The organism is Candidatus Curculioniphilus buchneri endosymbiont of Curculio glandium (genome assembly GCF_964275155.1).
Classification (GTDB): domain Bacteria; phylum Pseudomonadota; class Gammaproteobacteria; order Enterobacterales; family Enterobacteriaceae; genus Curculioniphilus; species Curculioniphilus buchneri.
Genome location: NZ_OZ193413.1, coordinates 808,929 through 832,549 on the forward strand (window position 1 = coordinate 808,929; position 23,621 = coordinate 832,549).

At 27.8% G+C, this 23,621-nt stretch carries 15 protein-coding genes and 1 tRNA gene; 5 read left to right on the plus strand and 11 right to left on the minus strand.

What is annotated here, in order from left to right; all coding sequences use genetic code 11:
• Positions 1–45: 45 nt before the first annotated feature.
• Together ACICP0_RS02420 and mutY are read right to left on the minus strand one after the other, a co-directional pair.
• Positions 46–306 carry an oxidative damage protection protein gene (locus ACICP0_RS02420; RefSeq protein ID WP_395479715.1) on the minus strand — a complete coding sequence of 87 codons (261 nt, stop codon included), beginning with the start codon at positions 304–306 and terminating at the stop codon, positions 46–48.
• A 49-nt stretch (positions 307–355) separates the two neighbouring features.
• Positions 356–1,402, minus strand: a complete 1,047-nt coding sequence (mutY, locus tag ACICP0_RS02425; RefSeq protein ID WP_395479717.1) for an A/G-specific adenine glycosylase — start codon at positions 1,400–1,402, stop codon at positions 356–358.
• 1,038 nt (positions 1,403–2,440) lie between these two features.
• Here mutY and upp point away from each other — a divergent pair.
• On the plus strand, positions 2,441–3,067 hold the full coding sequence (upp, locus tag ACICP0_RS02430; protein WP_395479718.1) for a uracil phosphoribosyltransferase: 627 nt from the start codon (positions 2,441–2,443) through the stop codon (positions 3,065–3,067).
• Positions 3,068–3,838: 771 nt separating this feature from the next.
• Here the strand turns inward: upp and asd are convergent.
• Positions 3,839–4,951, minus strand: coding sequence for an aspartate-semialdehyde dehydrogenase (asd, locus tag ACICP0_RS02435; protein WP_395479719.1), 1,113 nt, complete (start codon positions 4,949–4,951; stop codon positions 3,839–3,841).
• A 199-nt stretch (positions 4,952–5,150) separates the two neighbouring features.
• On the opposite strand from asd, the gene ACICP0_RS02440 reads away from it, so the two are divergent.
• The 4 genes from ACICP0_RS02440 (at position 5,151) to ACICP0_RS02455 (ending at position 13,325) form a co-directional block, all read left to right on the plus strand.
• Positions 5,151–5,750: a YhgN family NAAT transporter gene (locus tag ACICP0_RS02440; RefSeq protein WP_395479720.1), complete on the plus strand. Its 600-nt coding sequence runs from the start codon at positions 5,151–5,153 to the stop codon at positions 5,748–5,750.
• Positions 5,751–7,232: 1,482 nt separating this feature from the next.
• Positions 7,233–7,322, plus strand: a tRNA-Ser gene (locus ACICP0_RS02445).
• 1,238 nt (positions 7,323–8,560) lie between these two features.
• Positions 8,561–9,763 carry a cystathionine beta-lyase gene (gene metC / locus ACICP0_RS02450; protein ID WP_395479722.1) on the plus strand — a complete coding sequence of 401 codons (1,203 nt, stop codon included), beginning with the start codon at positions 8,561–8,563 and terminating at the stop codon, positions 9,761–9,763.
• A gap of 3,046 nt (positions 9,764–12,809) precedes the next feature.
• The gene (locus tag ACICP0_RS02455) at positions 12,810–13,325 is read left to right on the plus strand and encodes a single-stranded DNA-binding protein (protein WP_395479723.1); all 516 of its coding nucleotides are present in this window, start codon (positions 12,810–12,812) and stop codon (positions 13,323–13,325) included.
• Positions 13,326–13,742: 417 nt separating this feature from the next.
• Here the strand turns inward: ACICP0_RS02455 and speG are convergent, their stop codons facing one another.
• The 8 genes from speG to hflC form a co-directional block, all read right to left on the minus strand.
• Entirely contained in the window at positions 13,743–14,306 is a 564-nt protein-coding gene (gene speG / locus ACICP0_RS02460) for a spermidine N1-acetyltransferase (RefSeq protein ID WP_395479724.1), read from the minus strand.
• 898 nt (positions 14,307–15,204) lie between these two features.
• The gene (rplI, locus tag ACICP0_RS02465; protein ID WP_395479725.1) at positions 15,205–15,657 is read right to left on the minus strand and encodes a 50S ribosomal protein L9; all 453 of its coding nucleotides are present in this window, start codon (positions 15,655–15,657) and stop codon (positions 15,205–15,207) included.
• 38 nt (positions 15,658–15,695) lie between these two features.
• Positions 15,696–15,923, minus strand: a complete 228-nt coding sequence (gene rpsR / locus ACICP0_RS02470) for a 30S ribosomal protein S18 (protein WP_395479726.1) — start codon at positions 15,921–15,923, stop codon at positions 15,696–15,698.
• Positions 15,924–16,231: 308 nt separating this feature from the next.
• Entirely contained in the window at positions 16,232–16,648 is a 417-nt protein-coding gene (rpsF, locus tag ACICP0_RS02475) for a 30S ribosomal protein S6 (RefSeq protein WP_395479727.1), read from the minus strand.
• Positions 16,649–17,274: 626 nt separating this feature from the next.
• Positions 17,275–18,009 carry a 23S rRNA (guanosine(2251)-2'-O)-methyltransferase RlmB gene (gene rlmB, locus ACICP0_RS02480; RefSeq protein ID WP_395479728.1) on the minus strand — a complete coding sequence of 245 codons (735 nt, stop codon included), beginning with the start codon at positions 18,007–18,009 and terminating at the stop codon, positions 17,275–17,277.
• Positions 18,010–18,317: 308 nt separating this feature from the next.
• Complete coding sequence (gene rnr, locus ACICP0_RS02485; RefSeq protein ID WP_395479729.1) at positions 18,318–20,513, minus strand: ribonuclease R; 2,196 nt, start codon at positions 20,511–20,513, stop codon at positions 18,318–18,320.
• A 434-nt stretch (positions 20,514–20,947) separates the two neighbouring features.
• Positions 20,948–22,246, minus strand: coding sequence for an adenylosuccinate synthase (locus ACICP0_RS02490; RefSeq protein WP_395479731.1), 1,299 nt, complete (start codon positions 22,244–22,246; stop codon positions 20,948–20,950).
• 363 nt (positions 22,247–22,609) lie between these two features.
• The gene (gene hflC, locus ACICP0_RS02495) at positions 22,610–23,620 is read right to left on the minus strand and encodes a protease modulator HflC (protein WP_395479732.1); all 1,011 of its coding nucleotides are present in this window, start codon (positions 23,618–23,620) and stop codon (positions 22,610–22,612) included.
• Position 23,621 lies beyond the last annotated feature (1 nt).

The following is a 23,621-nucleotide window of genomic DNA, read 5'->3' on the forward strand; positions in this document are numbered from 1 at the left end:
AAAAAATAGTTTAGATAAGATAGCTTTTTGACAGACGTTATTTGATCAGCATATATCATCGATATGTATATCCTGATTTTTAAATAAAAAGTTAACCATTTCCTGATTGAGTTTTTTACGATCAGATAAATTTAACATGCTCAGTTTATTTTCATTAATGATAATAGTTTGCTTCTTTTGCCATTGTATCCAAGCTTCTTGAGATATAGTATCATATATTAATTTTCCTAATTTACCTGGATAAATTTGGAAACTTTGTCCTTTTGCTTTGCGTTTTAGAAATTTACAATAAATAATTCTATTCATCATTATATCTCTTAATATTATTACTTTTTGGTAGAATATAGATTATTTACTATAACTTGATCAACTGTAATAACAATTGTTTGGCTGGAAATGCAAGCCCGATTTCTATCGGTTGAATTAAATCATACCAACATCCTTGTTCTTCATGAATGTACTTTTTTTCTCTGATGTATAACAATATGGGCATAATTTTCAAATTAATATGACTCAAACTATGGCGAAATATTGACAGTTTTTTAACTTTTTTACCTTGAAGACTATGCTTATGTAACCATGCTTTCAGCGTTATCAAATCAGGAAATTGTGGAAAACAAAATAATCCACCCCATATACCTAATGTTGGGCGTTGTTCTAACCATACCTCATTATTACTTTGCAAAATAAGAAACAAAGCGGTTTTTTCTTGTAAAATACGTTTTAGCCTTTTACCTGGATATTCATTCCAACTATTTGTACTATAAGATTTACAACTATATCTAAGCGGACATCTTTCACATTTTGGATGTAATCTTGTACATATCATTGCACCAAGATCCATCATTGCTTGATTAAATTCCGAAACATTGTGCATTGGTATGCTTTGTTCGCTTAACTTCCATAGAATGTGTTCAACTTCCTTTTTACCTGGCCAACCAGAAATAGTATAATAACGAGCTAACACTCGTTTTACATTACCGTCAAGAATAGGATAGTGTTGATTGAACGCTAGAGATAATATAGCACCTGCAGTAGAACGTCCAATTCCTGGTAAAGCAGAAACTGAAGAAAAATCTTGAGGAAATTGCCCATGATATTTATTTATAATAATCTTAGCGGCATTATGCAGATTGCGTGCTCTGGCGTAATAACCTAGTCCTGTCCACAGATATAATACTTTGTTTAATGGAGCTGTTGCTAATTGAATCACAGTAGGAAATGTAGCTATGAACCGCTGAAAATAAGGAATGACAGTTATAACTTGTGTTTGTTGTAACATAATTTCTGATAACCATACTGTATATGGCGTCTTTTCAAGCTGCCAAGGCAAAGTTTTTCGACCGTAATATTGATACCAATCTAATATTAATTTAGAAAATTGTGACAATTCTTTATTCATTGAATTACCATTATTTAACATTAAAATATGAAGTCACACTTTCATTACGAAGTAATGTTTAGCATAAAATAGTTTTAATAAGAATACTTTTATTGCATGTTGATTAAATAATAATATTATTTCTCAATGTAATTTAAACATTAATTTTCACGCTTTGTTTATGGAGAAATTTTTTCTTAAACTTGATATGTATGCTATTTTCATAGCGTACTTGTAATATTTTGATAGTTCATTTATAACGGATTAAGAGTATTCTCCAATGTGATGTACATATCCAAAGATATCTTCTGGATCAGAATATATTGTATTTAATAAACATCAGTGATGTTGTAGATTGGTTTAGCGTAATACATACTACACATTAATTACTATCTAATAAACTATTTTGAGTATAATAAATAACATCGTTAATATAGAACAGTACCTTTCTAAATATCAGTATTATCCATTCAGTATAAAAATATAAAAACCAAAAATATATAACCTTATTTCTTAGTTTGTAACATAATGAATGATATGATCAGTGTCATTTAATGTTCGTTTTGATTCATTTAGTAGAATGGTCAGTTATTTTATAATGGTATTCAATATCATATAGCTTTAAATATTTTTTTGACATCGAAATAAATTATAAACTCTTAACAAATCCTTAGTAAACTAAATGCAGACAATAGACAATATAGTTTGCAAACTAAACTGTGTAATTTATTTTATATTTTTAACTAAAAATAATTTTAAAAAAGATATTCCATTTTCAAATACAGATTATATAAATATAACTGATATAAATTACAATGTTCATTGCTACTAACTACTGATAATTTCTTATATGATCAGAATCAAAAAAAATAGAATTTATCTTCATTATTGTATTATAAAGCTATATTAATAATAGTATTTAATATTAGGTATACCATGTACTATAATACAGTAATAAAATCTTGGTAATTCTTAGTCAGAGAATTAGCATATCATATTTAAAAACGTTATAATAGTTTCTCGATTTTTGATCGTCTGGTGCTCTATGAGAAATACAATATGAAAATCGTTGAGGTAAAACATCCACTAGTACAACATAAATTAGGATTGATGCGAGCTGATAATATCAGTACGAAGCGTTTTCGTGAATTATCTTCGGAAGTGGGTAGTCTATTGACCTATGTAGCAACATCTGATCTAGAAACAGAAATAGTCACGATAGAAAGTTGGTGTGGTCCGGTTAAAATTAATCAGATTAAAGGAAAAAAAATTACGGTGATACCGATCTTACGTGCTGGATTAGGCATGATGGATGGGGTATTAGAAAATTTACCTAGTGCTCGTATAAGCATTGTAGGGGTATATCGTGATAATATTACTCTAACACCAGTATCCTATTTCCAAAAATTAGTTTCTCACATTGAAAAACGTATGGCATTGGTAGTAGATCCTATGTTGGCAACTGGAGGTTCAATGATCGTTACCATTGATTTATTAAAAAAATCTGGTTGTTCGTCTATTAAAGTACTGGTATTAGTAGCAGCACCTGAAGGAATAGTAGCTTTAGAAAAAGCACATCCTGATGTGGAACTTTATATTGCTGCTATCGACAACGGTTTGAACGAAAAAGGCTATATCATCCCAGGTTTAGGTGATGCAGGAGATAAAATATTTGGTACGAAATAATGTCATAGCAACTAATATTCAATGAACCAATTATTCAAAAATACATGAAATATAAATGTCACAACTAGTAATTTATTAAATTTTGATTTTGATCGTGGATTCGATTGTCATAGAAAAATATTACATGATTTCTATCATATCTAACAAGATTATTTTTCCACTTTTTAGAGAAATAACCAATTCATTTCTCGAAAATGAATTAAATTCAATATTATTATTTCAATTTTTCATTTCTTTAATATTATGTTCTTCTTTATGAAGAATTATAGTAAAGTATTATTTATTCAAATAATTATTTGGTTATATTTATTTGAATCATCACGATTATTCTTAGCATAAATTGATTAACTATTAGAGTTTTTAAAATATACAATAGCCTTACTTTCTGTTGTTATAATTAATTTTATTATATAATCGATAAACTTGTTAAATTTAATAAAAATATAATTTCAATACTAAATTATGAAAAATTAGAAAAATTGTGCAATTCTAGTATAGAAAAACAATTTGAAGAAGTTCAATTTATTCTATTTAATTTTTAAATAATTACTCCATGTAGTAATTATGTTCTATTAAAAGTTTGAATATAAAAAACTATATTAATGTATAGATTATAACTCTCGAAAACTAATTGGTTCATTATCAATGGTTGATTAATGAATATTATAATAATATTACTCTTCTGATTATTTAAAATATGACATGGATAACATGAGACACAATCGTGTGATGACAATCAAAAACATTTGACACGTGTCTTGAAAAATTAAATTAATGATTTACTAGATAGCGTAACATGCAACGTAAGGGCTCAGCAGCACCCCAAAGAAGTTGATCACCCACAGTAAAAGCCGAAAGATACTTAGGTCCCATATTAAGTTTACGTAATCGGCCGATAGGTATGTTCAATGTATTTGTCACTGCGACTGGTGTCAATTCGTATGTCGATATTTCTCTGTGATTAGGTACTATAGTAACCCAATCATTATGCGACGTAATTGCATGTTCGATTTCTAATAATGGAATGTCTTTTTTTAATTTCAGTGTAAGTGCTTGGCTATGACAACGTAGAGATCCAATACGCACACATGTTCCATCTATTGGTATTATGGAATGAGTATTAAGAATTTTGTTAATTTCTGCTTGAAATTTCCATTCTTCATAACTCTGTCCATTGTCTAATTCCTTATCTATCCAAGGAATAATACTACCAGCCAGTGGTACTCCAAGAGTGTCCGTCATCAAAACGCCATTACGCATTAGATGAGTAATTCGATGTTCAATATCCAAAATTGAAGATGTTAAATCCTGTAGTTCCTCTGAAACCATACCGTATAATTGACCCATTTGAATCAATAATTCACGCATATGACGTGCACCACCACCCGATGCTGCCTGATATGTAGAAAATGAAATCCATTCAACCCATTCTTTGGAAAATAATCCACCTAATGACATTAGCATTAAACTAACAGTACAGTTACCTCCTATAAAAGTTTTGATACCTTGATCAAGTCCTTTCTGTATTATTTTTTGATTGACAGGATCGAGGATGATAATAGCATCATCAAGCATACGCAAAGATGATGATGAATCAATCCAGTAACCTTTCCAACCTATGTTTCTTAATTTTGGATATATATTATTGGTATAATGATTACCCTGGCAAGTAACAATAATGTTCATGTCTCTTAAAGATTCTAAATCAAAGGCGTTCTGTAGTTGGACATGTTTGTTAGTATTAATTATTAATGTATTCTTACCATACTGAGAAGTAGAATAAAATACGGGGTGGATAGTATTAAAATCTTGTTCTTCGGTCATGCGCTGCATCAATACCGAACCAACCATTCCCCGCCAACCGATAAAACCTACATTGTTCATTTTTAACATCCTGATTTAGAATCAAAAAAATGATATATAATCTTTCTTCACAACACCAACAAGAAATAAAATCTATATTGTATAAACTTGGGGTATATAGTATCAAATATAATCATTTTAAATGAGTATTGCTTTTCAGAAAAAGTATTTATATTTTTACACATTGATACACCGATGGCGAAAAATTTTTGAGGTTATAATGAATAAAATAACATCAACTACCATATTATTCTTTTTATTGATGGATTCCATTGGAAATTTACCCATTTTTATATCAATATTGAAACATCTAGAACAAAAATATCGGAAAATCATTATAATACGAGAAATGTTAATCGCATTGTTTATTATGTTAATTTTTTTGTTGATTGGTGATCATATTTTATCATTCTTAAATATACGTATGGAAACTGTATCAATTTCAGGTGGTATTATTTTATTTTTAATCGCAATTAAAATGCTTTTTCCTCCTAAAGAAGCAAATAGTTATGAAAAGATCTTATCTTCAAGTGAAGAACCTTTTTTAGTGCCTTTAGCTATTCCATTAGTCGCTGGACCGTCTATTTTAGGAACGCTAATGCTATTAGCACATCAATATCCTCAACAAATTAATCAGCTGGCATGGGCTCTTATAATTGCTTGGAGCTTATCGGTAATCGTTTTAATGTTGTCTAACGTTGTATTACGTTTATTAGGTAATAAAGGATTGAGCGCATTAGAACGGCTAATAGGACTGTTACTGATTATGCTTTCCATTCAAATGCTATTAGATGGCATAAAAGTATACTTAAATACCTAGAAAAATACGTACCTAAAACAATAATTGTTTAAAAAACAATGAAATTAGAAAAAACTATGGTAATAGTAATAGAAGATCTAACGTGTAGTATCACATATAAACTAACACCTTAGTTTCATTTTTCATTAATCTATTTTATCTACTTTAAAAGTAAATTTGTATTACATATCTTACACTGCATTATTCTCTTCTTAAGAGATTATTAATTTGTGTAACACTATATATGATATCATGTTATTTAAAATATATAGTTTTAGCCTTTTCGAAAATTGAGATTGTAAAATCTGTTATTTATTTTATTTTTAATAATTTTGTAAATATTATATCTATCGTTTCACTATCTTAGTATAATCTATATTATATACATGATCATATAGTTTAACACTAATTATCTATTAATCGGATTCATATCAATTAGTATTGGTAATACTATATATTTAAAAAATATTTTAAGTATGTGTATAATTACACGTTAAAACACTTTTTTATCTATTATAATTAAATTAATTAAAGGTTTATTATTTATATGTAATGAATCATTATGTTATTATAATATATAATATGTATTATTTATTTTAGATTTATATCTTTAGATAGAATCTGGCTTACTATTATTTTATTTTTACTAATGTTTTTTTATCAATTTTTAAATTTATTCTCTTTATATACACATATATAATATATTATGACATATTCATTCAAAGTATTTCATAGCAGTCTTTTAAAAAAATTAATCAATGTAGTTATATGAAATAATTATTTATAACTTATATTAGACTAAATCATCTATATAATATTTCTATATATATTAATAAAATATATGTCTAAAATTATATTTTATAGGTGATTATTATTAATATGATAATTACATTCAAAGCATAATATTTCAACTTTGTTTTTATTACATAATATTATAATTTAACGTTAAACTTTAACAAACTTTTTTCAGATGAAAAAAGTTTAAATTAAACCATTGTTATTCATCCATAATCTAATATCAATACTTTTTTATTTATGTAAATTGTAAAATTAGCTATCATTATCTAATGCATTTGTAGAAACATTTTTCATAAAAATCTCAACGATATATAATTATTCATTTTTTATTACAAATAAATTTTTAGTACAGTTCTTTATATTACGATCATAAGTTAGTTTTATTAGACGTGAATCTTTTTGCTAAAGATGCGATTATCTTATCGTAGATAATTAGCTATAAATATAAAACTTAAGTATATATTTTGATGTATTGATTATCACTATTTCAAATAACTTGATTATTGTTTACATTATGATGTATAATAACAGATAGTATTCACTTTTTCTAATTTTTTCCTTTCTTCAACACGAAGAACATTAATAGTATTAGAATCTATTTGAAGTCAATGCATCTGAAAATAGGATAGTATAAATCATTATTTTTATTTTATTGTGATCTTTAATAATATTTAGTCATAATATATCAATCAATTTCACAATAAAGGTGAGGTGTCCGAGTGGCTAAAGGAGCACGCCTGGAAAGCATGTATATACGAAAGTGTATCGAGGGTTCGAATCCCTTCCTCACCGCCACAATCTTACATAGAAGATTAATCTGAATTTAGTTTATTGATTTAACTAATAGTTACCATTACTACTGGTAATATTTCAGTGTAAAATTACATAAAATATAAACATCAATATAATACCTTCTTTATTATAAAAATATTATATAGATAATATGGTATTATGTATCTAATATTTAGAACATCTTATTCGTTTTATTATTCATATTAAGTGATAATTGATAATATCCGGTTTTTTAAAATTAAAGATATAAAATATTATCTTGATGAACCTAATAGTTCAGCTCACTGAGCTAGAATTAAAAGATGATAGGTTTGATACCATAACATAAAATCACGGTTATAGAATTATCTATATCATTTAAATAAATCAATTAAAAAAAGAAGTTCTTTATGAATCATAGTTCCTTGTTTAAATTATTTAAATAAAAAATTATATTAAAGACTTTGAGAATAATGAAATTATTATACAATTTTTGTATACAATACCTTTTTATTAGTATGTCTATTAACCTTCAAAGAAATCCTATTAAAAATTAAAACATATACACTTATATACTATATAATGAGATATATGACTTTGTCATAGTCATTACTTATTTAATAAATGCATGTAAGCCATATATGCTTAATGTAAAAAATTAAAATCTATTACAGTATGTAATATTTAAAAAGAAATAGTTTTGAAAGACATTTTAAATACAAGCTCTGCTATGATATTCAATATAACAACCAAAATCATATGCCTCAAGATATCTTGTATATATTAACAAGAAGACTATTACATTATCTAAAATTTCATTATTTTCTTTTTGAACAGAAGGGTAATAAATCATATTTTATTTAGTTAAAATCATTCATTTATTTTAAGTTAGTCTATTCATTATAGTATACATGATATAATTCATACGCTATAGACATCTTTAATACATAAAAAGTTTGCTATGGCTTATTCTCAATTTACTTAAAAATATTTATTGTATTACATAAATACGATTAATGATTGTAGATATCTACTACTTATATCAAAACATTATTTATATTTTATTCAATAATTAATTAAATCCTAAAATTCAACACACAAATATTTGTTACTATCACATGGTGATTAGTATTAATAATAATTTTTTCAAGCACTATATGCCGAAAATTATCATCCATTAATGTAATATTAATAACGATAGATACATAAGATTGCATTATTGAATGTAATATTTTATATCTCAGACAAGGTAAAACAAAACCATGAGATCCAAAAAAATAGAAACATTGTTGGTAAGCACTGGAAGAAAAAAATCATTTACCCACGGATCGATCAACCCAGTGATCCAACGAGCATCTTCTTTGGTATTTGATTCCGTACAAAAAAAGAAAGAATTGGATTCCGACCATGCTAAACAAGAATTGTTTTATGGCCGTCGCGGCACACTTACTCATTTTGCATTGCAACAAGCAATGGTAGAATTAGAAGGTGGAGTTGGTTGTGCTCTTTATCCTTGTGGAATGGCGGCGATTAGCATTGCTATGCTCGCTTTCTTATCAGCTGGAGACCATATTTTAATGACCGATTCTGCCTATGAATCGACTCAAAAATTTTGCCGTTATATTCTTCAAAAAATGAATGTTACCACCACTTGGTTTCACCCACTTATTGGTGCAGATATCGGTAATCTAATTAGGGATAATACTCGTATTATTATGCTGGAATCACCAGGGTCTATGACCATGGACATTCAAGATATTCCAGCAATTGTACAAGCCGTACGGATTAAAAATAAAAATATTGTTATCATATTGGATAATACTTGGTCTGCCGGAATTTTGTTGAAAGCGTTCGATTTTGGAGTCGATATTTCATTACAATCAGGTACAAAATACCTTATCGGCCATTCCGATGCAATGATTGGCATTGCAGTAGCCAATTTACGCTGTTGGAATCAACTACGTGAGCAATCCTATTTGATGGGACAGGTAGTAGATGCTGATACTGCTTATATGGCCATTAGAGGTTTACGTACACTGAGTGTTCGTCTCAAACAACATGGAAAAAACGGACTACAAATTGCAAAATGGTTGGAGAAACGTCCTGAAGTGGAAAGTGTTAATCATCCTGCTCTGCCTAATTTTAAAGGCCATAATTTATTTGTCCGTGATTTTATTGGTGCTAGCGGTCTATTTTCATTTATTTTAAAGCGGCGATTAAATGACATCCAGTTAGCAAGATATTTAGACCATTTTACATATTTTAGTCTTGCTTATTCTTGGGGCGGTTATGAATCACTTATTTTAACCTCTCAACCAGAGGAACTGGCAAAAATTCGTCCTGCTGGCAGCGTTAATTTAACTGGTACATTGGTCAGATTACATATTGGATTGGAGAATGTTGATGATTTAGTAAAGGATTTAGCTGCGGGCTTTACACGCATTTCTGCTTACAAAAACAAATAACATGTTTATATTCCACATTATTTTATAATGGATTACAGATAAAATCTGTATGATTTGATGTGCTGTATCAGCGTAATAAGATGAGATAATAACTATTATGATATGAATAGTGTGGTTTTTAACTATATTGAATTAATATGAAAAAAGGTCGAATTGAGATCTCTCAATCGAGACGTTTAGTGATGGGAATAGCTTTTATAATTTATATATGAATTTATAATTCAAGTTTCTTAAATTAAGGTGACTCCATTTTCTATTTTATTTGTACTGTGTAAAATAGTTACCACAGGCTATTAAATTACACAATAAAATTGTGTAATTTAATACATGGTATTAACATAGTGTTTTTTGATACTATTAATTATATTGCTCTAGTATTTCATTTTTTAATGATTGCTGCTTATTTTTTGGAAAAAATTCCTATAACTTCATTCTATAATTATTTTTATGCTTCTAATTTTTATTTAATTTTAATAATGTAATGTATCAATTATTGTTGTAGATAATAAAGTTAAATAACTTTATCAAGTAGTATAATTAAAAGATGATATTTTCTAGTATTATAAAATGATAATTAGTATAGTATTAATTTATTACATTCAATATCATACTATGATGATCTATTAATATGATTTTTTTACATCTATTGATATCTTATTAGTTTCAATATTATTTTTACAAGTTGATAACTAAGACAAGTAATACTAAATGTTATTCCAGTTACTATACCTAGTAACTAATAATACTATTTTAAAAAAATAAATTTATTATATAAAAAGTAATTATTACTTTGAATAATACTATTATATAGTAATAAACTATATAGAATAAACATTCTATATAGATTTGTATGAGAATTACATTATTTATTACTAATTTTAGTAATATTTCTTTATTGAAATTATTGCAATTTTTATTGCAATTCGAAGAATGAACTTCATTCAATTTCAATGAAATTGATATATAATATTTTTAAGTAAACATATAATTTTATTATATTCGTTATATTATTCATGATTCTAAAAAAATATCTTTACATAATATTTTTTAATTTTAAAAGTAAAGTATATTTTATACATATTGTAAATCTTATTGATTTTAAATAAGAAAATATTTATTATAAGATATAATCTTATTTAACGTCTAATAAAAAAATAAGGAATACATAATTCTTTTCATAAATTATTTTTGAAATAAAAATTTTTTCAAAATTAAAGTATTTAAACTTCTATTGTTTCAGTATATATTAGTTTTTCTTAAATTATCATTTATTTAAACATATCAGACATTAGAAATATTTTAGAAATAGCATTATATTTTAGGTATTAAAGTAATAATATTACTTGATTATTTTTTACTAATGAACATTAATATAAAATTAATTCTGTCTATATATATAATTATTCGATAAGGTTAAATATTTTAGTTTAAATCAAAATATATTATTATATTATTTTAGACTTAAAGGAAATCATATTAATTATTTAAGTATTCATTTTTGAATACTCATGATTCTATCATGACAGATATAGTAGATAGTTAGATACTAATTATTTATTAAAAAACTATTATTTATTTGAATAAATATTTTTAAAAAATTATATTTAATAAAATAAATAAATAATGTAAATTTTTAAAAAATAAAATTTAAATTAATTATATTTGTTGATTTGATACTACTGTGATATAGCAATCAATATAATATTTAATATTATTAAAATATTATTAAATAATAATTTAATATTTTATTTATTTTTTAAATTTTTAATCATTCTTAATACTTAAGACATATCATTACATACAATGTGTAGTATATAATAATAAATTAATATGAAAAATGATATCAACTATAGCAAAAATGTATATCTTAATACACCATGTAAAAATGCATACATAATGAGTCCTTTTACAATATTAAAATCTATCATTCAACATGAATTACACGGTTACGATAATGAATATGTATAGATTATTAAATAATACATTATAGTTAATGAAATGAATAGGTTATAAATAATACAATAGATCTATTGTTAGATAGTCGTATTAAATGATAAAAAACCACATTATTAACTTAATTATCACTTTATGCTTGCAATATTTATTAAGTATTTTTAATAGATATATTCAATATATAATTTTATTATTACTAGTCATAGTAATTAAAATGTCAACTAATGCAGTCTAGAATTTTTCTTCTAATCATTAGAATACAAAATTAGTTGCATTAAGTTTGGAATGCATACCACAAAGTAATATTATATAATTAAGAAACTTTTTAAAAGATACAATTAGTGTATTTAAAATAGCAAATAAGTTATATTACATTCAATAATGTTGTTACGTATCATCTAAGTACAATAATTTTTAAAGAAACCATTAAATATCAATAATACGACATAGTTAGAACATCTCTATTGTATTTCATGATAAATTATAACATTAATTTTAATCAAAAAGCTTATGTTTATACATCCAAATTGGAAAAAGATAAATTTCATCTTATTTAATGTAGATATATATTGCACTATGTCGCCTGATACACAGAGTAATGCAAGATTTAAAAATCATGTCAGCCTCTATGTTTTTAGTAAAATGTATCATAACTAAAATAGTTGTTTAAAAGTTTCATATAAATTTAAAATCGTAATTATTTTTAATAGTGAATGATTAAACATCATTTTTCGATTAGGTGTTCTTTATCAAATTTAATTTATAAATATTTTAAAAAGATTAAATATCTTACTCGCATTATCTATAATGATCTTATTTACATTAATTTTAAGAAATTTTACTTTTTTATTTTTAAAATAATGCATAAAAACTTATTTTTGAGTTTAACTATAACTTACATCTCTTATTCAAGAAAGAATGGCATATATCACTGATATAATCTGCTACCTTCACTTATATCATGTAATCGATATATTACACACACTGCTTCAGTGAAGTAATAAGTTATTATATGTATTATTATTAGGTTATTTTTAAATAAAAGTCACATAATTTTAGAATCTAAACATTTATTTAATCAGGAGTATTTTTCATGAGTTATAGAGGTATTAACAAAGTTATTTTAATTGGAAATTTAGGTCAAGATCCTGAAATTCGATATATGCCAAATGGTAATGCAGTAGCCAATATTACATTAGCTACGTCAGAAAGTTGGCGAGATAAACAAACAGGTGAAACGAAAGAAAAAACGGAATGGCATCGCGTAGTGCTTTTTGGAAGATTAGCTGAAGTTACAAAGGAATATTTAAAAAAAGGATCTCAAGTTTACATTGAAGGAACCTTACAAACTCGAAAATGGCAAGATCAAAACGGTCAAGATCGCTACATTACTGAAGTCATAGTCACTTTAAATGGTAGCATGCAAATGTTAGGTAATCGTCAAAGTATAGGTAATAATTGGAGCCAACAACAAGCTTCACAAGGAAATAATGTAAAATTCAGCAGCGACGAACATAATGTAACAGAAGCGCAATCAAGTCAGAATAATACTACAATTGCTTCTTCTCATTCATCGCCAACAGATTTTGATGACGATATTCCATTTTGAATTAAATTTAAATTTGATTTTTTAGTTATAATGTTTAAGATTAGTTATATTAATATTATTAAATTAATACCTAATGCATAATAGCATTAGATGTAATTATATTAATTACAGACTTTATTCAAAACTAAGCGTTTTAATCAACTTAAATAAGTTATGCTCCATGAGCATCATATGATTTTATTTTGTTGATTAAAAACGAAAAAATTAGATAAAGCAAGCCTTTTACTACCTGGTTTGTTATTTATTCATATATCGAATAAAAATTATTCAGTATTTGACATTCTATAGGCTTGCTGTAATTACAAGATCAAAAAAGGATATATATTTTAATACACTATTTTATAAGCATAACATAAATTGTTATCTGACAATGATAAGAATCTCAATGTATTTATACTTATATTGAGCACTTTATCTTTAAAAAAGTTCATCTAAAGATGTTGTACGATTCTTTTGATACTCATTTTGAAATAAATACATTCTTAATGTATTTCTATATTGTCCATTTACAAAAAATTCCTGTAGCAATATACCTTCTTGCTTGAAGCCTAATTTAGTGTAAATGTGAATAGCTTTAGTATTTTCTTCATCAACAATTAGATATAACTTATGGAGATTTAATACCATGAAGCCAAAATTGAGAGCTAAATGAGTAGCTATAGTAGCATAGCCTTTACCTTGATGCTCAGGAACTATTAAAATAGTGAATTCAGCGCGACGATGTATATGATCTATATCTATTAATTCGACTAATCCAATATTAATACCATTCTTGTCAATAATAAAACGCCGCTCATTCATATTATGAATATTTTTTTGATAAAGATCTTTTAGCTCAACGTAGGCCTCATAGGGTTCTTCAAACCAATAACGCATCATTATTTCGTTGTTATTAAGCTGATGGATAAAATGTAGATCTTCACGTTCTAGTGGCCGTAACTTAATATTATGTTGATTGAATGATTGACCAATATTGTTCATGAATCACAAATTCAAATAAAAGATAAATATCTTATAATTACAAGATGATTTAAAATGGATAGTTTAAAATAGCATGACAACAAGAAATTTATAAAAAAGTTTTTTCTAATCACTGTGTTAATATCCATGTCACAAGTAACTGACATAATAACGAATTGAACTAAAATACTAATACTTTGAAAATTCTTCTCATATTAAAGAAAACTGTTTTCATATACAAAAATAAGTCATAAATATACATTAAATGATTCCTTAAAAACTTTATAAAATGAAATTTTTCGAGCTAAATTAATTTAGCGTCTAAAACTTAGGTATATATTATTTTTAAATAGTGAGTAAAAGAATATGTTGTTCGGTATAACTTTTATAATGTTCAAATATTTTTTTAATTTCCATTAAAACAGTATATTTTTTAAAAAATAGTAAATTAATATTTTAATAAAAAAGCTAATCATGTAATGATATGATCTTTCATTAGTTACATTTTGATGTTCAAATATCCGTAACAAGAATTTCATTTAACATAAATACATGTAATTTTATGTATAAAGATAATTCAAATATATTTTAATATTTAAAATATTTTAAAAATAAAACAAATAACATCAACATGTACCATGGTTGAATCTACTGTATATTCATAATATTGAAGACAAATCTAAATGTAAAAATTATATTGTATATATATTTATAATACATAGACAATAATTGTCAGTGATCTAGTAAAATACTATGACGTTACAAACAATAAAAATATAATGTTATAACGTTTAGTTATAAACACTTTTTCATATTTCTGAATATTATAGAAATCATAACATGAGATTTACACATCTCATTATTTTCAATTCACCAATGATTTTTTATCATAAGAAAAAAGTATTTTAAATATATTAAGTTATACTTTTTCTACTATAATTACATTTAAATTAATTCTAATTTCACTGTGCACTTTGATATGAACATCATGACTACCAATAGTACGAAGAACACCATTGGGCAAATACACTTCTCTTCTATCCACGTTAATACCAGCAGCTATGATAGCTTTAGCGATGTCGCGAGTACCAATAGAACCAAATAATTTACCTTCATCACCTGCTTTTGATGAAATTATAATGCTATGTAATGCATTGATTTTTTCTGCTCGATCTTCAGCTTCGGTTTTAATCTTATTAAGTTTTAACTCTAGTGAAGTACGGCGTATGTCAAAATATTCTATATTTTTTTTAGTGGCTAAAACAGCTTTTCCTTTCGGTATTAAAAAATTACGCGCATAACCTGGTTTTACATTAACTTTTTCCCCCAATCCTCCTAGATTAGTTATTTTATCAAGTAAAATAATTTGCATCACCTTCTCCTTTGAAAAAATAAAAATTTACTAATTAATTACTGATGGCGATCAGTATATGGTAATAAAGAAAGATAACGAGCTCGTTTTATTGCACGGGCTAGTTGGCGTTGGTACTTTGCACAGGTACCGGTGATACGACTTGGAACAATTTTACCACTTTCAGTAATATAGTTTTTAAGTGTAATAATATCTTTATAATCAATCTCAACAATTCCTTCTACAGTGAAACGACAAAACTTACGACGACGAAAATAACGTGTCATTTGATTAATCTCCAAAATCTGTTAAATCAATTTGATTTTGCATATAATATTACTTTATAAAAGTCATTCAAGCTTTTATCATAGCTAAAAAATCCTGCATCATAATGTGTAACAACCATGATACTATGAATAAGATCAACTAATTTTTTACCAATAATGACTATTAGTAATAGTACCATATCTAGTGTAAGAAATTAGTGTCATACTGTACAGAACGATGTTCAGTCAAAACTGATAATGCGGAATCTATGAGGGCTAACCTTATAAAAGATAGGCGTTTTATATACATGCCAGACAACACCAGACGGTTAACTGTTATTATTTATTACTTCTTTAAGTTCCTTCTTAATAATAAAAGCTCCATTTTCTTCAGATGAATAATTTTCACGATGTTCTCGATGATCATCTTTGATCTTCACCATTGGAGATGCTTCAATCACTGCATGTTTAACACGTATAATCATACTGCGTATAACGACATCATTGAAACGCAGAGTCATTTCTAACTCATCCATGATTCTCTGTTCTGCTTCAACATTCATTAAAACATAGTGAGCTTTATGTAATTTATTTATAGGATAAGCAAGTTGACGACGTCCCAAATTTTCAAGACGATGAGTTTGGCCCCCTGAACCAGTGATTAGTGTAGTATAACGTTCAATCATACCAGTAACTTGTTCGCTTTGATCGGGATGAACCATAAAAACAATTTCGTAGTGACGCATAGAATTGCTCCTGACGACTTAGCTTCATCAGGATATTATTATAAACCCGTTTTGAAGCAAGGAACGTGATGAAATAACAAATTGCAAACCAATGGGCAGATTCTACTAATCTAACAAGCAAAATACAAGGATTCGATAAATTATTTCTAAAGTTATTAACTATTATATTGGTATAATGTTTATTATAGACCATTTTAAAATGAAGTGTAATAAATACTATTAAATTAATACAATAATTTGATTATAATAATTCAAGAATCCTGACAGGAAAATATTGTTAATATAGAATTTTTTAATGACTTTTTATTTTATATATTTTAATGAAATAATTAAGATAATATCTTTTAAAATATAAGAAAGAATACTTTTCTTTTATTGATATTTTGTTATAAATCATATTTACTATTATCAATATGATATTTAATATTCATCATTACTTAACTTAATACTAATTGACTACAATATCTTAATTGTTATATGTTTTGGAAAATACTACAGCTTATTTAAAAAATCAAAAAATGATAACATTTAAAAAATTGATATAAACCAGCTATTATTGATGACAGTCAATAGTATTTACTTATTCTGATATCTAGTAAATATTAGAACGAAAAATTTAATTTTTATTAAAAATTCCTTTGCCGAACCGCTTCGAATAAACATATTCCAGCTGCAACTGAAATATTAAGAAAAGGAATTGAATTAGCCATGGGAATACTAACAAAATCATGGCAATGTACACGAGTTAAATGACGTATTCCCTTATTTTCTGAACCCATGACTAACGCTAATGGCCCAGTTAATTTACTTTGATAAAGACAATGATCTGCCTTGCTAACAGTACCAATAATCCAAATATTATGTTCTTTAAGAACTTTTAATGTACGAACTAAGTTAGTAACTTGAATTAATGGTACAGTTTCTGCTGCGCCACTGGCTACTTTTTTAGCAGTAGCATTCAAAGGTGCCGAATGGTTTCGAGGCACAATTACTGCATTCACACCAGCCGCATCAGCACAGCGTAAACATGCTCCAAGATTATGTGGATCAGTCACACCATCTAGTACCAATAATAATGGTTTATCTTGTTTAGTTAATAATACTGACAAATCTTTTTCCTGATATTGCACACTCATCTGGATTTTAGCGATAACGCCTTGGTGAACAGCCCCACTAACCTTATTATCTAACCATTTTCGACTAGCAAAATGGATAGTAATTTTAGTGTTGTTTACTTGTTGTATCAGATTTTTTAAACGATAATCATAACGACTTTTAAGTAAATACAAAACAAGTATCCGTTGAGGATAACGTTCTAATAGGGTTTTTACCGCATGAAAACCATAAACAATTTCACTCATCATATCATTCTATTTTAATATTGATAAATCTCAATCTTAATTTTTATTCAAAATAAAAAATTATCCAATGTAGATCACTACCATTTTATTTACTACATTGAAAAAATTCAGATCTTTTATTGTGATGGCTAATTATTCCTTTCTTCCATTAGAAGACTTGACTATCTTTTGATAGAGTCAGATTTAGAAAAATTAATACTAATAATTTAATTATTATTTTTGTTACAATGTAATTGATTTATTCCTTAACTACTTTTACAAAAATTTTTCTTGAAAAACTTTCTAATTCCACTATAAGTAGAGTGGATTCAGTTAACAGACACTAATGAAAAATCAATTTTACGTTGATCCATATGTACTGCTTCAACTCGGATTGTAACTATGTCTCCAAGCTGGTATAATCTACCACTATATTCTCCAACTAACTGATGACATGCATTGTCATATCTATAGTAATCATTATCTAAAGAAGAAATGTGCACTAAACCATCAATAAATAATTTATTAAGACGCACAAAGAAACCAAATCCAGTTACATTAGTAATTACCCCATTAAATATTGTACCAATATGGTCTTGAATAAAATCGCATTTTAACCAATCCGATACATTTCGTGTCACTTCATCTGCACGGCGTTCATTTGTCGAACATTGCTGAGCAAGCCTTAGTATGTCTTCGAGTTCATAGTGGTACCAACCACTGGTCAAATCAGAATAACCTTTAATTGTACAGCTTTGACGATTAAGAAGATATTTAATTGTACGATGTAATACGAGATCTGGATAGCGGCGTATAGGCGAAGTAAAATGGACATATGATTGTAATGCTAAACCAAAATGTCCACGGTTTTCAGAGTCGTAACTTGCTTGTTTCATTGAACGAAGTAACATTGTTTGTAACATTTCATAATCTGGACGATCAGAAATTACGTCAATTATATCAGCATAATCTCTTGGCGTTGGTTGTTGTCCCCCACCCAGTGATAGTCCTAATTTCCCTAGAACAGCACGTAGGGATGTGACATAATCAATACTAGGCCTGTCATGTACCCTATACAATATCGGTTCTCTATTTTTTTCAACAAAACGCGCAGCAGCAATATTAGCTAAAATCATACATTCTTCAATCAGTTTATGAGCATCATTACGCTTTGTGGAGTCGATTCGTTCAATACGACTACTATCTTCATTTAAGATAAACTTTGCCTCTTCAGTTTCAAATAAAAGACCACCACGTTGTAGTCTAGCCTGCTCAAGAGATTGATACATTTTATGTAATTGCATAATTGGATTAATTAATAATACATATTGATCACGAAGTTTTTGATCGCCTTTCAAAATCTGCCATACTTTTTTATAAGTTAATCTAGCGTGAGAGTGCATCATTGCTTCATAGAATTTATAGGATAAAAGCCGACCTTGTTTTGATACATTCATTTCACAAATCATACAAAGCCTATCTGTCTGAGCATTCAATGAACATAAAACATTAGATAGAATTTCAGGTAGCATAGGAATGACTTGAGAAGGAAAATATACAGAAGTAGAACGCCGACTGGCTTCTTGATCTAAAAATGTAGATGGGCGTACATAATAACTTACATCAGCAATTGCTACCCATAATCTCCAACCACCGCCATGTTTTTTTTCGCAATATACAGCATCATCAAAATCGCAAGCATCTTCATCATCGATAGTTATTAGCGGTAAAGAACGCAAATCAACACGTCCTAATTTAGCTGATTCCGGTATTTCGTCTTTGAATGCATTAAGTTCACGTTCAATTTCTTGAGACCAAACGTAGGGCACATTATGAGTGCGCAATGCGATATCTACTGCCATTTTAATATTCATTTCATTGCCAAGCACTTCAATCACTTTACCAATGGCCTTAGTATCGCGAGTTTGTCGTTTAATTAACTCTACAACTACTATATATCCTTTTTTTGCTCCACGTGTTTCTTCCGGTGGAATTAGAATTTTAAAATTAAGCCGATTATCTTCGGGTACAATAAAGAAATTGCCAGAATCAGTAAAGAAACGTCCGACAATTGAACTAATTTTAGGTACTAAGATTCGTATAATACGTGCTTCACGACGACCTTTACGATCAGCACTTTGTAGATGTGCCATAACTACATCGCCATGAATTACCATCTTCATTTGCTCAATGGATAGATAATAGTCATCTTTTTTGTCTTCAACACGTAGAAATCCATATCCATCACGATGACCGATTACTATCCCTCGACCTAAATCGAGGCGTTCTGGTAACATGTAGCGTTGTCGCCGGGTAAATACTAACTGTCCATCACGTTCCATGGCACGAAGACGGCGGTGAAAACCTTCTAATTTATTATTGTCACTAATGTCTAGTGCTTTAGCCAATTCTTTTCGGCTTATAGGTTTTTCTGTTTTGGACAAAAGTGCTAAAATACATTCACGACTAGGAACTGGGAACGCATATTTTTTTGTCTCTCTTTCTAAAAAAGGATCTTTTGACATTGGTTACCTCCTAATGTCAAAGCAGACTGCTGTTCCAATATAGGTACACCTATCGTAATTTGTAAAATGGTAACTGAAAATGATAAATGATATTAGTTTTATAAACATAGATGGATGCCATCTTCAATAATTATTAGTACCTATGGTAGACAACAGCTAATTTAGATAATTATAAAAATTTGAATCTCTTCTTACAATCTGCAATTTTTTGCAATATCTAACTAAATTTTTATAATCATAATCATTAAATTACCCATTTACGTGAATAAAAACTTAAAGATAATTTTTCGACATTCTAACGGGCCTATAATAACCTATTGATAAATGAAGTTAGTTAATAAAATTATTTGAGGTATTGATTTAGATTACTTTATGAAATAAAATTAAAAAAATTAACATCTGCTCATGTTGTTTTTTCGTTCCTTGAAACATTACTAAGTATCAAATGGATTTCGTACAATTATGGTTTCATTGCGATCAGGACCGGTGGAGATAATATCAATTGAAATGCCCACTACTTCTTCGATACGTTTGATGAAGAAACGTGCCGATTTAGGAAGTTGATTAAATTCCTTTATGCCACGAGTACTTTCTTTCCAACCTGGTAATATTTCATAAATAGGTTCAATATCTTTCCAGTGATCCATTATATTCGAAAAAGTTTTAATGGTATAATTTCCAGGAAGAAGATAGGAAGTACACAGTTTTATTTCCTGTAAACCATCAAATACGTCAATTTTAGTTAAGCATAATCCGGAAATAGAATTAATTTGTACAGCATAACGTATTGCTACCAAGTCAAGCCAACCAATACGACGACGACGGCCAGTAGTTGAACCAAATTCGTTTCCTTTTTTGCATAAAAAAGTACCTATATCATTATGTAATTCGGTTAGAAAAGGACCGGCACCGACACGACTAGAATAAGCTTTAACAATACCTAATATATAATCTACATAACGTATACTAAAACCAGAACCAGTAGAAACAGCACCAATCGTAGTGTTGGACGAAGTTACGTAGGGATAAGTGCCGTGATCAATGTCAAGCAATGTGCCTTGTGCACCTTCAAAGATCATTCGATCGCCACGTTCATGAGCATTATTTAACAAATCAGACACATTAACAGCCATATTTTTAAGTATATCAGCAATTGGTAAAATATTATCTAATAATTTTTGATAATCTATCGCTTTTACCTTATAATAATGTATAAATTGAAAGTTATAATAATTTATAACCTCTTTTAATTTAGCGATAAAAAGATTTTTATTTAAAAGATCTTTAACACGTAGTGCACGTCTGGCTACTTTATCTTCATATGCTGGTCCAATCCCACAACCAGTTGTACCAATGGCTCTATTAAAACGTTCTTGTTCGCGTGCTAAATCCATGGTCACATGATAATCAAGTATGAGTGGGCATGATTCAGAAATAAACATACGCTCACGTACTGAAATACCACGTGCTTCCAGTTTACTGATATCTTCCATTAGCGCTTTTGGTGATAGCACTACGCCATTAGCAATGATGCTAATAACATCTTGACGTAAAATAGAAGAGGGTATTAAATGTAAAACGGTTTTTTCACCATCGATGACTAGCGTATGACCCGCATTATGTCCACCTTGATAGCGAATAGCATACTTAGCACCTTCAGTTAATAAATCAACAACTTTACCTTTTCCTTCATCACCCCATTGGGTACCGAGTATGACGATGTTTTTTCTCATCTTGTAAACTTAATTAGTTTATTAAAAAAAGTTTTATTACATTTAAATTTTAAATGTTTAATGTTTAGTTAGAGAGTGTTGTCTCGGTTGCATAGTTTTCGTATTTAAACAAATTTCATTTCATTATATCACATGATATCTATTGACATTATTGATAGCCACTAATCTGACTGATAATTAAATTAATAAAATGCAACCATTTTTTACATCATGCTATCCATTTTAGTATTGATCTTCTTCAAGATACAAGCAAAGTTATGGTATCACTATTACAATATGAATTATCGGACGTTCTATTTAATAAATCAAGAGTATAAATAATATGCTTAATTATTGAATCAACGAATAATATAATTATTATGGTTAACGATTACCCACAGTATTTTCTGGAAGTTTCATAAAACGAAAGAAATTACTTTCTGGATCTAATATCATCATATCATTGTTATTATTAAAACTATTTTCGTAAGCACGAAGACTTCGAATAAAAGCATAAAATGCTGGATCTTTATTAAATGCATTAGCATATAACTTGGCAGTTTCAGAATCTGCTTCACCACGCATAATTAATGCTTGACGTTCAGCTTCTGCTAATGTACGAGTAGCTTTATAGTCTGACGAAGCACGCAGTTTTTCTGCCTCTTCTTGACCTTGAGAACGATGACGACGAGCAACAGCTTCGCGCTCTGCGCGCATACGTTGATAAATGGCATCTGATACTTCTGTTGGAAGATTAATTTGCTTGATGCGTACATCTACCACTTTTATTCCTAACGTTGCCATACTATTAGGATTTACTACTGGCTGTATAGTATTTGTATCATGTTCAATGTGTGTAATAGCTGGAGAAATAGTATTGTTGGTTTGTATTACTTGATATTCTTCATTATCACCAGAAGTACCGTAATTTAAAGCATGACGTACATCAGTCATAAGCTGATTACGAGAATCAGTGACAATACCTTTGACATCTAATCGACCAAGTTCAGAACGCAACCGATCAGAAAATTTTCGTTTTAGTAAAACTTCTGCTTGAGAAACATCGCCACCACCTGTCGCTAAATAGTAACGACTAAAGTCACTAATAATCCATTTAATATATGAGTCAACGATAAGATCTTTTTTTTCCATAGTTACAAACCGATCCGCTTGATTTTCCATCGTTTGAATACGCGCATCAAGATTTTTAACTGTTTCTATAAACGGTATTTTTATATGTAATCCTGGATTATAGATCAATGGATTATTATTATTATCGCGTAAAACTTTTCCAAATCGTAAGACAATACCACGATGACCTTCTTGTACTACAAATAAAGATACATAAAGAATCATTAGTACTGTTACTATGATAAGCATTAAAGATTTTCGCATT